This window comes from Micromonospora sp. PLK6-60, assembly GCF_019890675.1.
Taxonomy (GTDB): Bacteria; Actinomycetota; Actinomycetes; order Mycobacteriales; family Micromonosporaceae; genus Micromonospora.
On sequence record NZ_JAIOAA010000005.1, the window covers coordinates 240,571 to 253,464 of the forward strand.

The window sequence follows — 12,894 nt, forward strand, 5'->3', positions numbered from 1 at the left end:
CACGCGGCCGGGCCCGACGGGCCCGGCCGCGTCCCGCCCACCCCGAACCGGAGGTGCCCGCGTGTCCCCGTTCCTGCTCGGCGTCCGGTCGCTGCTGGCCACCGTGCTGCTGCTCGCCGCGCTCGGCAAGCTGCGCAGCCGCCGGCACCACCGCGACTTCCGGCGTTCCCTGGACGGGTACGCCTTCCTGCCGGCCCGCTGGCGCGACGCCGTCGCGGTCGCCGTGCCGGTGGCCGAGCTGGCGGTGGCCGGACTGCTCGCCGTACCCCGGTCGGCCTGGCTCGGCCTGCTCGCCGCCACCGCCCTGCTGACCTGCTTCACCGCCGGCACCGGCTGGGCGCTCACCCGCGGCCGGGCGGTCCGGTGCGCCTGCTTCGGCCCGGGCGGCGACCTGGTCGCCGGCCGGCACCTGGTGCGGGACGTGGCGCTGACCGGTCTCGCGGCCGCCGGCGCCGCGGCCGTGGCCCCGGCGGCACCGACCTTCGCGGCCGCCGCCGTGGCGGTGCCGGCCGGCGCCGTGCTCGGCCTGTTCGTGTCCCGGATGGACGACGTCGCCGCCCTGTTCACGCCCGCCGGACGGGCGACTGACACCCTGAGGAGCTAAGATGATCTATGTCGTGACCGGCCTGGTCCTGGTCGGCGCCACCACCCTCGTCAACCTCCTGCTGACCTTCGCGGTGATCCGCCGGCTGCGGGAGAACGCCGCCACCGCGACGTCCCAGCCGGGACCGGACTTCACCGGAGCGGTGCCGGTCGCGGGCGACCGCCCGGAGCCGTTCGTCGCGTACGACCTCGACGGCACGGTCCTGGACGACGCGGCGAACCCGGCCACCCTGATCGGCTTCTTCTCCACCGGCTGCGGCGCCTGCGTGGAACAGCTGCCCACCTTCGTCCGGCAGGCGGCCGACAGCCCGGGCGGCCGGGCCCGCACCGTCGCCGTCGTCCAGGGCGACGGGGGCCAGGCCGACGACTTCGTCCGGGAGCTGGCGCCGGTGGCCCGGGTGGTGGTCGAGACCGGGTCGGGCCCGGTCAGCACCGCCTTCCGGATCGGCGCCTTCCCGGCGTGGTGCCTGCTCGACGCCGACGGCACCGTCCGGGACAGCGGGGTCGGGCTGGACCGGCTGCCCCGGCTGACCGCGGCGTGAACGGCACCGGTCGGGAGCCCCGGGCGACCCTCGGCACCGCGCTCGCCGCGCTGCGGCTGGCCGCCGGCGCCGCGCCCGGCCTCGCCCTCGCGCAGGTGGCGCTGGCGGTCGCCGGGGGCCTCGCGCCCCTCGCGCTGGGCGTACTGACCAAGCTCGTCCTGGACCGCATCGCGGCCGACGGCTCCGCCCGGGGCCCGCTCGTCGCCCTCGCCCTCGGCCTGGCCGCCGCCGGGGTCGGCGCCGCCACCCTGCCGCACCTCAACCGGTACGTGGAGGCGAACTGGGACCGCGCGGCGGCGGTGGTCGCCCAGTCCCGGCTGTACGCGGCGCTCAACCGGATGACCGGCCTGCGCGAGCTGGAGAACCCCGCCTTCCGGGACCGGCTGCGGCTGGCCGAGGAGGCCGGCCGGAGCAGCCCGGTGCTGGTGGCCGGCGGGCTGCTCGAACTCGCCCGCAGCCTGATCACCGTCGGCGGGTTCGCGCTGGTGCTCGCCGGCCTCAACCCGTGGATGGTCGCGCTGGTCGCCGTCGCCGCGATCCCCACCGCCCGCACCGAGCTGTCGCTGTCCCGGCAACGGGCGCGGATGCTCTGGCAGGTCAGCCCCGCCGCCCGCCGGCAGCACTTCTACGCCGACCTGCTCACCGGCCTGGCCGCCGCGAAGGAGGTCCGGCTGTTCGGTCTCGCCGGGCTGTTCCACAAGCGCATGCTCGGCGAGCTGGGGTCGATCAACGCGGCGCACCGCCGCCTGGAGGGCCGGCAACTGGTGGCCCAGGTGGCGCTGGCCGTGCTGGGCGCGGTCGCCGCCGGCGGCGGCCTGGTGTGGGCGGTGCTCGCCGCCCGCGCCGGCACGCTCAGCGTCGGCGACGTCGCCGTCTTCGTCGCGGCGGTCGGCGCGGTGCAGGGGGCGGTCAGCGGCTCGCTGGGCCGCTTCGCCACCGCCCACCACGGCCTGCTGATCTTCACCCACTACCGGGACCTGACCGCGCCCACGCCCGAGCGGGCCGGCGAACGGCCGGTCCCGCGGCTGCGCGAGGGCATCGAGTTGCGCGACGTCTGGTTCCGCTACGCCGACGACCAGCCGTGGATCCTGCGCGGGGTCAACCTGTTCATCCGGGCCGGCGAGACAATCGGCCTGGTCGGGCTCAACGGCGCCGGCAAGAGCACCCTGGTGAAACTGCTCGTCCGGTTCTACGACCCGGACCGGGGCGCGGTGCTCTGGGACGGGGTCGACCTGCGCGAGCTGCGCGTCGACGAGCTGCGCCGGCGGATGACCGCGCTGTTCCAGGACTTCATGTGCTACGACCTGTCCGCCGCGGAGAACATCGGCGTCGGCGACACCGACGCCCTCGACCGGCGCGAGCGGCTGGTCGCCGCGGCGCGCCAGGCCGGCGTCCACGACACCGTCGAGGCGCTGCCGCACGGCTACGACACCCAGCTGACCCGGCTGTTCGTGGACGAGAGCGACCGGGCCGACGCCGGCACCGGGGTGCTGCTCTCCGGCGGGCAGTGGCAGCGCCTCGCCCTTGCCCGGGGCCTGCTGCGCGGCCGGCGCGACCTGCTCGTGCTCGACGAACCCAGCGCCGGCCTCGACGCCCGGGCGGAGCACGACATCCACCGCCGGCTCCGGTCCCTCGGCGGCGGCGGGGCGGCGGTGCTGATCTCCCACCGGCTCAACGCCCTGCGGCTGGCCGACCGCATCGTCGTGCTGGAGGGCGGCCGGATCGTCGAGGAGGGCGACCACGACAGCCTGCTGGCCGCCGACGGGGCGTACGCGGGGCTGTTCCGCCTCCAGGCGGCGGGCTATCGCGACGGCGCCGACGAGCTGGTCGCCAGCCCCGGCGGGGACCGGGCCTAGGCGGCGGGGATGTGGTGGCTGCTGTCCGCGCTCGGGCTCACCGGCGCCGCCCTGCTGGCGTTCCGGCAGGGGCGCCGCCGGTGGCTGCTGGTCGCGGTGGACGGGCCGTCGATGAGCCCCACCCTGCTGCCGGGCGACCGGGTGCTGGCCCGCCGGACGGGCACCCGGTCGGTGACGGTGGGCGACGTGGTGGTGTTCCGCCGGCCGCGCCGGGCGGGGGATCCGGTCGGCCAGCCGGGGCCGTACCTCGTCAAACGGGTCGCGGCGCTGCCCGGCGACGCCACGCCCGACCTGGGCGGCGAGTCGGTCCTCGTCCCGGGCCGGGTGGTGCCACCGGCGACGGTGGTGCTGGTCGGGGACAACCGGGCGGACAGCGTCGACTCCCGGATGTTCGGCTACCTGCCGACGGAGCGGCTGGTGGCGGTGGTCGACCCCCGGCGGCTGCGCGGCGGGGCGACCGGGGTGGTGTCACGGCCGGCAGGCCGGCCGTGACACCACCGTCCGTCACGCCACGCCGAGGTACGCCTCCTTGATCGACGGGTCGTGCAGCAGGTCCTGGCCGGTGCCCTCCTTGACGATCCGGCCGGTCTCCAGCACGTAACCCCGGTGCGCCCGGGAGAGCGCCTGCTGGGCGTTCTGCTCCACCAGCAGGATCGTGGTGCCCTGCTGGTTGATCTCCGTGATGATGTCGAAGATCTGCCGGATCACCATCGGCGCCAGACCCATCGACGGCTCGTCCAGCAGCAGCAGCTTCGGCCGGCTCATCAGCGCCCGGCCGACCGCGAGCATCTGCTGCTCGCCGCCGGAGAGCGTGCCACCGGCCTGCTTGCGTCGCTCGCCCAGCCGCGGGAACAGGGTCAGCACCCGGTCCAGGTCGGCGGCGATGCCGGCGTGGTCCCGCCGGGTGTACGCCCCCATGTCCAGGTTCTCCAGCACCGTCATGCCCGGGAAGATGCCCCGGCCCTCCGGCGCCTGGCAGATGCCCCGCACCACCCGCAGGTCGGCGCGGAGCTTGGTGATGTCCTCACCGTTGAACCGGATGCTCCCGGACTGGGCCGCCAGCAAGCCGGAGATGCCCCGCATCGTGGTGGTCTTGCCGGCGCCGTTCGCGCCGATCAGGGCCACGATCTCGCCCTCGTCGACGTGCAGGTCGACCGAGTGCAGTGCCTCGATCCGCCCGTACGCCAGGGTCAGGTTCTCGATCTCAAGCAGCATCTGCGGACTCCCCCAGGTAGGCCGCGATCACCTTCGGGTCGTCCCGAACGTCGGCCGGTGAACCGTCGGCGATCTTCTTGCCGAACTCCAGCACCACGATCCGGTCGGTGACCCCCATGACCAGGCGCATGTCGTGCTCGATGAGCAGGACCGTGTAGCCCAGGTCGCGGATCCGCCGGATCAGCTGGAGCAGCTCCTCCTTCTCCGCCGGGTTGAAGCCGGCGGCCGGCTCGTCCAGGCAGAGCAGCTTCGGCTCGGTGGCCAGCGCCCGGGCGATCTCCAGGCGCCGCTGGTCGCCGTAGGGCAGGTTGCGGGCGAGCTCATTGGCCCGGCCCACGATGCCCACGAACTTCAGCAGCTCCAGCGCCTTGCGCTCACCGGCCCGCTCCTCCAGCGTGTGCCGGGAGATGCCGAACACCTTCGCGCTGCTGCGGCGCACCTGCTGCCAGGCCCGCACCAGGCCGTTTGTCGAGTCGACCACCGGCAGCTCGTGCGGCTTGACCCGCTTGCGGTACAACCGGAACAGCGCGCCGACCACGCTGGTCTGGTGCTGGGAGTCGGTGCCGACCATGACGTTCTCCAGCGCCGTCATCTCCGGGAAGAGACGGATGTTCTGGAACGTCCGGGCGATGCCCATCCGGTTGATCTGGTGCGGCTTGCGGCCGGTCACCTGCTGCCCGGCGAACCGGACCGCCCCGGAGGTCGGCCGGTAGACGCCGGTCATCACGTTGAAGCAGGTGGTCTTGCCGGCGCCGTTCGGGCCGATCAGACCGAGGATCTCACCCTGGTAGAGGCTGAAGCTGACATCGTTCAGCGCGGTCACACCGCCGAACTTCAGCGTCACGTGATCGACGTCGAGCAGCACCTCCCGCTGCCGCGGGATCGGGCCGCCCAGCTTGATCTCGTCGAGATCCGGCTCCTGGTTGCCCTGGATCTCTTCCGGATCCGCCTGCTTGGTGGGCTGCACATCGGGCTTCTGGTCAGACACTGGCCGGCACCTCCTCGGCACGGTCCTTGAGCTCACGGGCCCGCCGACGGCTCGGAATCAGGCCCTGCGGACGCAGCAGCATCACCAGCACCAGCGCCAGGCCGAAGGCGAAGAACCGCCACTCGGCGAAGTCCCGGAACCGCTCCGGCAGGTACGCCAGCAGGAACGCGCCCAGCGCCACGCCGGCCATGTTGCCGGCGCCGCCGACCACCACCATCGCCACGAACAGGATGGACAGCTGGGCGTTGAACTGGTTGGGCTCGATGAAGCCCTGCCGGCTGGCGAACAGCGCGCCGGACACACCGCCCAGCGCCGCGCCGATGGCGAACGCCCACAGCTTGAACTTGAACGGGTACACGCCCATCACCGCGGCCGCGTCCTCGTCCTCGCGGACCGCCAGCCAGGCCCGGCCGACCCGGCTGTTCTCCAGCCGGCGCACCGCGAACACCAGCACCAGCACCGAGGTGAGCGCCAGCCAGTACCACGGCTTGGCGTCGATCAGGCCGAAGACGGTGTTGTCCGACGACGGCGGACCCTCCGGGCCGGGAATCCCGGCGACCCCGGCCGGACCACCGGACCACTCCACGTTGCGGACCACGATCCGGATGATCTCGCCGAAGCCGAGCGTGACGATGGCCAGGTAGTCGCCGCGCAGCCGCAGCGTCGGCCAGCCCAGGATCACCCCGGAGATCAGCGTCAGCGCGATGGCGATGGGGATACAGATCGCCCACGCCACCGCCCATCCCTGTGGCATGTCGAACCGGTTCTGCAGGGCCTGCACCACCGGCGACTGCGTCGAGCCGAACAGCGCCACGCTGTACGCGCCGACGGCGAAGAAGCCGACGTAGCCCAGGTCGAGCAGGCCGGCCAGACCGATGACCACGTTCAGGCCGATCGCGATGAGCACGTACACCGCGCAGATGAAGAGCACACCCGCCCAGTTGTTGCCGCCCTCGATGGAGTCGGTCCGCAGCCAGGTGAGGCCGGGGATGCCGAGCAGCGGCAGGTAGTACAGGAAGGCCACGAAGGCGAGGAAGGTCAGCCCGCGCTGCCACTTCGGCAGCGCGTGGAACCGGTCGCCCATGCCGTGCGTGGCGTTGCGCAGGCCGTCCAGCGGCCGCTTGCGGGTCGTCGTGGTGGTCATGCGCGGGCCCTCCCCAGAGACTCACCGAGCAGGCCGGTCGGGCGGAACAGCAGGACGACGACCAGCACCACGAACGCCGCGACGTCCTCCCAGTTGGACGAGGTAAGCGTCGCCGCGTACACCTCGACCACGCCGAGCAGCAGGCCGCCCAGCAGCGCGCCGCGCAGGTTGCCGATGCCGCCGAGCACGGCCGCGGTGAACGCCTTCAGGCCCAGGATGAAGCCCACGTTGAATTTGGTGTTGCCGTAGCGGACCGCCCACAGCAGCGCGGCCGCGCCGGCCAGCAGGCCGCCCAGCAGGAAGATGAGCGCGATCACCCGGTCCTTGTTGACGCCCATCAGCGCGGCGGTGTCCGGGTTCTGTGCCACCGCCCGCACGCCCCGGCCGTACCGGGTGCGGTTGATGAACATGTCGAGCCCGGCCATCATGATCAGCGCGGCGACGACGGTGAGCAGCTGGGTGTTGGTCACGTCCGTGCCGGCGATGGAGAAGACCACCCGCCGCTCCAGCACGGTCGGCATGCCGACCACCAGCCGCCCCTGCCAGAGGCCGAACGCCTCGGACATCACCAGGGACAGGCCGATCGCGGTGATCAGGAAGATCAGCGGTGGCGCGTTCATCCGCCGCAGCCGGCGGTACGCGATCCGTTCCACCGCCACCGCGGTCAGGCCGGAGGCCGCCGCGGCTGCGAGCAGACCCGCCACGAGCAGCAGGATCAACGTGCCCAGGGGCGGCGAGTCGGTCGCGCCCATCAGGCTCCACACCCCCACGATGGTGAAGGTGCCCACCATGAATACCTCGGCGTGGGCGAAGTTGATCAGCCTCAGCACACCGTAGACCAGCGTGTAGCCCAGTGCGACGAGGGCGTAGATCGAGCCCTTCGCCAAACCGTCCACCGTGTGCTGACCCAGATGCCCGAAGAGTTCATCGAAGTTCACGAAATCTCCTCTTTTACCCGCGTACGGCCGGGGGACCGCCAGGCCCCCCGGCCGCTGTCACGGATCCGGCTCAGCTGAGCTTGATCTCCTGCTGAGGCTCGATCTTGCCGCCCTTGATCTCGTAGGCCCAGATCACGACCTTGGACTTCTCCACGTCGCCGGCGTCGTCGAACTTGATGTACTTGGACACGCCCTGCTTGTCGTAGGAGTCCACCCACTCCATCAGGTCCTTGCGGGAGGTCTTGCCCTCCTTGAAGCCGTCCAGCAGCACGTTCGCGCCGTCGAAGCCCTCAGCGCCGTAGGAGCCCGGCGCCTGGCCGTACTCCTTCTCGTAGTCGGCGGAGAAGGTGCCGCCGGCCTCGCTGGCCGGGAGGCAGGGGCAGGTCACGATCGCGCCCTCGGCGCCCGCGCCCGCACCGGCCGGGAAGCCCGGGTCGTAGAGGCCGTCGAAGCCGAGGAACTTGGCCGTCACACCCGCCGCGCGGGCCTGCTTGAGCAGCGGGGCCGCCTCGTTGGTGTAACCGCCGTAGGCGATCGCGTCCGCACCCGACGCCTTGATCTTCGAGATGGTGGCGTCGAAGTTGGTCTGGTCGGTCTGCACCTTGTCGCTGGCCACGACCTTCGGGCCGAGACCCTTCTTGACCTCGTTGATGATGCCCGCGCCGTACGGCTGGCCGTCGTCGATCACGAAGACCTTGTTCGGCTTGAGCACGTCGTTCAGGTACGTCACGGCCGCGGCGCCCTGGGTGGCGTCGTTACCGACGACCCGGTGGAACGCCTTGTTGCCCTGGGTGGTCAGCTCGGCGGCGGTGGCCGACGGGCTCACCATCACCAGGCCGGCGGCCTCGTAGATCGGCATGGTCGCCTTGGTCTCACCCGAGAAGTGACCACCGATCACCGCCACGAAGGACTGGTCCTGGGCGACCTGGTTCGCCACCGGGGTGGCCTGGGTCGGGTCACCCGTGGTGTCGAACTCCTTGAGCTCGACCTTGCAGTCCGGGTTCTTCTCGCTGAACTGCTTGAAAGCCAGCTTCGCGCCGTTCAGCGACGGCAGCACGAGGCCCGAGTTCGGGCCGGTGAAGGCGCCGAAGATGGCGACCTTGCCACCGCACTTGTTGTCGCCGCCCGCGGCGTTGTCGCCGCCATTGCCGCCCGAGTCCTGGCACCCAGCCGCGGCGAACATCGCCGCGGCCAGCCCCACGGCGCCCAGCGCCCGTACGAAATTACGCCTCACGGCTTTCTGACCTCCTCCAGATCGCGGGCACGCCGGAACCGGTGAGCGGTCGGTCGTGCTCGTCACACTGCCGACGCCCGGTGAGAATCCGCACACCCGCGTTACGGCTCGTGATGGCGGAGCGTACTGGAGCAGCAAATGGCTCCGGAAGGCCTGCGAGAGAGGCTTGCCAAAACGTTACGAACAAGAGCGTTGATAGGTCCTGATCCGTCACACGCAGGACTCATCAATCGGTCAAACGCGCCAGGAACACCCGACTCCGCTGCCCGTCGTCGATCAGCAGCAGCAGGTCGTCACCCGCGCCGAGCAGGGCCACCGCCCGCTCCGCCCCGGCCGGCGCCGGCCCGGGCAGCGTCACCGGCACCCAGGCGTCCCCGCCGTCCACCGACCGCCACACCGCGTACGCGAAGCCGTCCGTGGTGGCCGCCCACAGCGTAGCGCCGGTGACCGCCAGACCCCGTACCCCCGGAATCCCGTCGGCCCGCGGCCGGCCGAACCCGCCCGCCGCCCGCCACGCCCCGCCCGGATCACCGTCGGCCCGCCAGGCCCCGAACGCGCGGCCCCGCAGCCCCACCGCCACCGGCCGGCCGTCCAGCGCCACCACCCGCTGCAACTCGTCGTACTCCGGCCCGCCCGGCACCGGCACCCGGCGCCAGGCCACCCCGTCCGGCGAGATCCAGGCCAGCGGGTCACGATCCACCCGACCGGCGGGCACGATCCCACCCACCGAGAGCCAGCCGGCGGCGGTCTCCACCGCGTCGAAGTTCCACGTCTCCCCCGCGCCGTCCGAGGCGAGCTGCGGCTCCCGCTCGACGAGGGTGAACCGGGCCGAGTCGGACGACCACCACACCGCGGCGCCGCTGGTCCGGTTGCCGGTGATCAACCAACCCCGCCCGCCGGCGACCATCCGCGCCACGTCCACCGCGTACGGGCCGCCGAACAGGTCGAACGGCGCGATCACCTCGTCCAGCGAGCCATCCGGCAACTGCCGCCAACTGCTCGTCCGCGGGTTGGCGTGCGCGCCCCCGCGCTTCGCGCCGAGCAGCGCCACCCGACCGTCCCGGCAGGCCGCCGAGTAGAACACATGCCGCTCGCCGTAATAGGTCCGCGGATGCAACGCCAGCGCCGTCCACGTCGCACCGTCCACGCTGGACCAGGCCGCCGGACGGGTCTCCCCCGCGGCGTCAGCGACCCCGCCCACCACGAACCACCGGCCGCCGCAGGCCGCCGCGTCGCGCACCTGCACCCGGCCCGGCGGGCCCGGCGGCGCGGGCAGGGTCAACTCGCGCCAGCCCGGCCGCACCGGCTCCGGCGCGCCGTCGTCACCGCCGGCGGCGGGATCGCAGCCGGCCACCAGCACGGCGAGAACGCCGAGCGCCGCGAGGGCACGCCGAGGGGACACACCCGGATGGTATCGATCAGCGCCGGTCCGCGGGAGTCACCGCGGCCGGGCGTACGCGGGTCAGGCGGTCGGCTGCGCCACCTCGCCGCCGGCGGTCTCGGCGAGGATCCGCTCGGCGACCTCCTTCATGGTCATCCGGTGGTCCATCGCGGTGCGCTGGATCCACTTGAACGCCTGCGGCTCGGTCATCCCGTATGTCGTCATCAGGGCCCCCTTGGCCCGCTCGACCGTCTTGCGGATCTCCAGCCGGTCGGTGAGACCGGCCACCTCCGCCTCCAGCGCGGCGATCTCCGAGTAGCGGGACAGCGCGATCTCGACCGCCGGGACCAGGTCGCTCTTCTGGAACGGCTTGACCAGGTAGGCCATCGCGCCCGCGGCCCGCGCCCGCTCGACCAGATCCCGCTGGCTGAACGCGGTCAGGATGATCACCGGGGCGATCCGCGCGCCGGCGATCCGCTCGGCGGCGGCCAGCCCGTCCATGATCGGCATCTTGATGTCGAGGATGACCAGATCCGGCTTCAGTTCCTCGGCCAGCCGGACGGCGGTCTCGCCGTCGCCGGCCTCGCCGACGACCTCGTAGCCCTCCTCGACCAGCATCTCGGCCAGGTCCAGTCGGATGAGCGCCTCGTCCTCGGCGATCAACACCCGCCTGCGCTCGGCATCCGTCTGCGTCTCGGCCACGAGCCACTCCCACCATCGATCCCAGTACGGCTACCACCATGCTCCCGCATGAGCCTAGTCCGGTACAGTTACCGCAACTCGCCGGGATGGTGGAACGGAATACACGGAAGTCTCAAACACTTCTGCCCGAAAGGGCTTGCGGGTTCGAGTCCCGCTCCCGGCACTTCTGTCATACACCTGTTCGATGATGCTGCTGTGCATCCACCCGAGATTCGCGCCCGAGCCCGAAGCATGTACCTCGCCGGGGCGACGGTCGCCGAGGCCGCCCGGGCGGTAGGGCTGCCCTATCCCACCGTTCAACACTGGTGCAAGGACCGGCCAGAGCCGAAGCAATTGGGCACGGCGATCCGTTGTTTCCGCTGCCGCGATGACGTCGACTTTCCGACAAGCCCCGGGCAGTACGCCTACCTACTCGGTCTCTACCTCGGCGACGGGCACCTCGTCCTGGCGCGGGTTCCGGTGCTTCGCATCTACTGTGCCGACGCTTGGCCCGAGCTCATATCGGCGTGCGAGAACGCGATGAAGAACGTCCTGGCCACCTCGGTGCAACGGGTGCAGAAGGAGGGCTGCGTCGCCGTTCAGAGCTACGGCAGGCACTGGCCGTGCCTGCTGCCGCAGCACGGGCCCGGCAAGAAGCACGAGCGCCCGATCGTCCTGGCCGACTGGCAGCGGACCATTGTCGAGGCGCACCCGGGCGACTTCCTGCGCGGCCTCTTCCACTCCGACGGCTGCCGCATTTCCAACCGGGTCACCGTCCGGGGCAAGCAGTACGCCTACCCGCGCTACATGTTCACCAACGAGTCGACCGACATCATGGGCCTCTGCCAGTGGGGTCTCGACCTGCTCGGCATCGCCTGGCGGATGAACCGCCGCAACTCCCTGTCGGTCGCCCGGCGAGAGGCCGTCGCCGCCCTCGACCGCCACGTCGGGCCGAAGTCCTGACGCATCGCGGACGCTGCTCGCCACGACATGCGGCACCTCGGCCTGTCCCCCCCGCTGACGGACACCGCCGACACGCCGCAAGCCGATCTCTCCGCCGCCCTGGGCACCGCGACATGCCGGAAGCCGGCCCATCCGCCGCCCCCGACACCCCGACACGCCGCAAGTCGCCCCTCACAGGGCCGGTCAGAGGGCGCCGAGCGCCCGGGCCAGGTCCGCCCGCAGGTCCTCCGGGTCCTCCAGGCCGACCGAGATCCGCAGCAGCCCGCCGCACGGCTTGGCCTCCCCCTCCACCGGCCGGTGGGTGAGCGACGCCGGGTGCTGGATCAGGGTGTCGACCCCGCCCAGTGACACCGCGTGGGTGATCAGCCGGCAGGCGTCCGCGACGGCGGCCGCGGCGGGCGCGCCGCCGCGTACCTCGAAGGCGAGCAGGCTGCCGGTGCCGGACATCTGCCGGCCGACGAGCCCGGCCGGGTCGTGCGCGCTGGGGTGGTGGACCCGTTCGACGGCCGGGTGCTCGGCGAGCCAGGCGGCGAGTTTCTCGGCGCCGGCCTGCTGGGCGCGGACCCGCAGCGGCAGGGTCTGCAGGCCGCGGTGCAGCAGGTACGCGCCGAGCGGGTGCAGGATCGCGCCGGTGACGGCGCGGACCTGGCGTAGCCGGGCGGCCCACTCGGCGTCGCAGGCGATGACGCCGGCGAGCACGTCGCCGTGACCGCCGATGCTCTTGGTGGCGCTGTGCAGCACCAGGGTGGCGCCGTGCCGGGCGGGCTGCTGGAGCACGGGGGTGGCGACGGTGTTGTCGACGAGCAGCGGGGTGTCCCCGGCGGCTGCGGCGAGGGCGGCGATGTCGACCAGGTCGAGGGTGGGGTTGGCCGGGGTCTCGACGATGACCAGGGCGGTGTCGGGGCGTACGGCGGCGGCGACCTGGTCCGGGCGGGCCCAGCTGACCTCGGTGCCGAGCAGACCGGTGGCGAGCACGTGGTCGGTGCCGCCGTAGAGGGGGCGGACGGCGACGACGTGTCGCTTGCCGTCGCGGGTGGCGGCGAGCAGCGCGGCGGTGAGGGCGGCCATGCCGCTGGCGTAGGCGACGGCGTCGGTGGTGCCTTCGAGTTCGGCGAGCGCGGTCTCGAAGCGGGCCACGGTGGGGTTCCAGAGCCGCTGGTAGACGGCGCTGGCGGCGCCGGCCATGGTGCCGCCGGTGGCGAGGGTCTCGTAGGCGTCGCCGCCGCTGGCTACGCCGGGCAGCGGGTTGGTGGTGGACAGGTCGATGGGTGGGACGTGGACCCCGAGGGCGGACAGGTCGTCGCGTCCGGCGTGCACGGCTCGGGTGTCCAGGGTCGTCATGGCCGGAA

Annotated in this window: 13 protein-coding genes and 1 tRNA gene; 6 read left to right on the top strand and 8 right to left on the bottom strand. The window is 72.5% G+C overall.

Annotated elements, in window-relative coordinates; translation table 11 throughout:
• The first annotated feature begins 61 nt into the window (after positions 1-61).
• The 4 genes from K7640_RS12590 to K7640_RS12605 are packed head-to-tail and all read left to right on the top strand — an operon-like array spanning position 62 to position 3,493.
• A complete protein-coding gene (locus tag K7640_RS12590; protein ID WP_222954958.1) occupies positions 62-604 on the top strand; it encodes a MauE/DoxX family redox-associated membrane protein in 543 nt (180 codons plus the stop codon).
• Between the two features lies 1 nt (position 605).
• On the top strand, positions 606-1,145 hold the full coding sequence (locus K7640_RS12595; RefSeq protein WP_222954959.1) for a TlpA disulfide reductase family protein: 540 nt from the start codon (positions 606-608) through the stop codon (positions 1,143-1,145).
• Positions 1,142-3,001 (top strand): ABC transporter ATP-binding protein, encoded by a 1,860-nt coding sequence (locus K7640_RS12600; RefSeq protein WP_222954960.1) that lies wholly within the window; start codon positions 1,142-1,144, stop codon positions 2,999-3,001. The genes K7640_RS12595 and K7640_RS12600 overlap by 4 nt, the downstream gene beginning before the upstream one ends.
• Positions 3,002-3,010: 9 nt before the next feature.
• Positions 3,011-3,493 carry a S26 family signal peptidase gene (locus K7640_RS12605; protein ID WP_222954961.1) on the top strand — a complete coding sequence of 161 codons (483 nt, stop codon included), beginning with the start codon at positions 3,011-3,013 and terminating at the stop codon, positions 3,491-3,493.
• Between the two features lie 12 nt (positions 3,494-3,505).
• Here K7640_RS12605 and K7640_RS12610 read toward each other — a convergent pair whose 3' ends face one another.
• From K7640_RS12610 to K7640_RS12640, 7 genes are all read right to left on the bottom strand, one after another.
• Positions 3,506-4,216, bottom strand: a complete 711-nt coding sequence (locus K7640_RS12610; RefSeq protein ID WP_222954962.1) for an ABC transporter ATP-binding protein — start codon at positions 4,214-4,216, stop codon at positions 3,506-3,508.
• On the bottom strand, positions 4,206-5,111 hold the full coding sequence (locus K7640_RS12615) for an ABC transporter ATP-binding protein (protein WP_222955123.1): 906 nt from the start codon (positions 5,109-5,111) through the stop codon (positions 4,206-4,208). Before K7640_RS12615 ends, K7640_RS12610 begins: the two co-directional genes overlap by 11 nt.
• 85 nt (positions 5,112-5,196) lie before the next feature.
• Positions 5,197-6,288 (bottom strand): branched-chain amino acid ABC transporter permease, encoded by a 1,092-nt coding sequence (locus tag K7640_RS12620; protein ID WP_222955124.1) that lies wholly within the window; start codon positions 6,286-6,288, stop codon positions 5,197-5,199.
• A 56-nt stretch (positions 6,289-6,344) separates the two neighbouring features.
• Positions 6,345-7,286, bottom strand: a complete 942-nt coding sequence (locus K7640_RS12625; RefSeq protein WP_222954963.1) for a branched-chain amino acid ABC transporter permease — start codon at positions 7,284-7,286, stop codon at positions 6,345-6,347.
• Between the two features lie 70 nt (positions 7,287-7,356).
• Positions 7,357-8,520, bottom strand: a complete 1,164-nt coding sequence (locus K7640_RS12630; protein ID WP_222954964.1) for a branched-chain amino acid ABC transporter substrate-binding protein — start codon at positions 8,518-8,520, stop codon at positions 7,357-7,359.
• 226 nt (positions 8,521-8,746) lie between these two features.
• A complete protein-coding gene (locus K7640_RS12635; RefSeq protein WP_222954965.1) occupies positions 8,747-9,922 on the bottom strand; it encodes a hypothetical protein in 1,176 nt (391 codons plus the stop codon).
• Positions 9,923-9,982: 60 nt separating this feature from the next.
• Positions 9,983-10,603: an ANTAR domain-containing response regulator gene (locus K7640_RS12640; RefSeq protein ID WP_088972284.1), complete on the bottom strand. Its 621-nt coding sequence runs from the start codon at positions 10,601-10,603 to the stop codon at positions 9,983-9,985.
• Between the two features lie 80 nt (positions 10,604-10,683).
• Here K7640_RS12640 and K7640_RS12645 point away from each other — a divergent pair.
• Both K7640_RS12645 and K7640_RS30155 read left to right on the top strand, forming a co-directional pair.
• A tRNA-Leu gene (locus K7640_RS12645) sits at positions 10,684-10,766 on the top strand.
• Positions 10,767-11,122: 356 nt separating this feature from the next.
• Complete coding sequence (locus tag K7640_RS30155; protein ID WP_255608763.1) at positions 11,123-11,545, top strand: hypothetical protein; 423 nt, start codon at positions 11,123-11,125, stop codon at positions 11,543-11,545.
• Between the two features lie 183 nt (positions 11,546-11,728).
• Here the strand turns inward: K7640_RS30155 and K7640_RS12655 are convergent, their stop codons facing one another.
• Positions 11,729-12,886: a PLP-dependent aspartate aminotransferase family protein gene (locus tag K7640_RS12655; RefSeq protein ID WP_222954967.1), complete on the bottom strand. Its 1,158-nt coding sequence runs from the start codon at positions 12,884-12,886 to the stop codon at positions 11,729-11,731.
• Between the last annotated feature and the right edge of the window lie 8 nt (positions 12,887-12,894).

What these genes read in the sequence shown, in the direction of transcription:
- K7640_RS12595 (WP_222954959.1), top strand. Translation starts at nt 606, where the DNA reads ATGATCTATGTCGTGACCGGCCTGGTCCTGGTCGGCGCCACCACCCTC.
- K7640_RS12605 (WP_222954961.1), top strand. Translation starts at nt 3,011, where the DNA reads ATGTGGTGGCTGCTGTCCGCGCTCGGGCTCACCGGCGCCGCCCTGCTG.
- K7640_RS12610 (WP_222954962.1), bottom strand. Translation starts at nt 4,216, where the DNA reads ATGCTGCTTGAGATCGAGAACCTGACCCTGGCGTACGGGCGGATCGAG.
- K7640_RS12620 (WP_222955124.1), bottom strand. Translation starts at nt 6,288, where the DNA reads ATGGGCGACCGGTTCCACGCGCTGCCGAAGTGGCAGCGCGGGCTGACC.
- K7640_RS30155 (WP_255608763.1), top strand. Translation starts at nt 11,123, where the DNA reads ATGAAGAACGTCCTGGCCACCTCGGTGCAACGGGTGCAGAAGGAGGGC.
- K7640_RS12655 (WP_222954967.1), bottom strand. Translation starts at nt 12,886, where the DNA reads ATGACGACCCTGGACACCCGAGCCGTGCACGCCGGACGCGACGACCTG.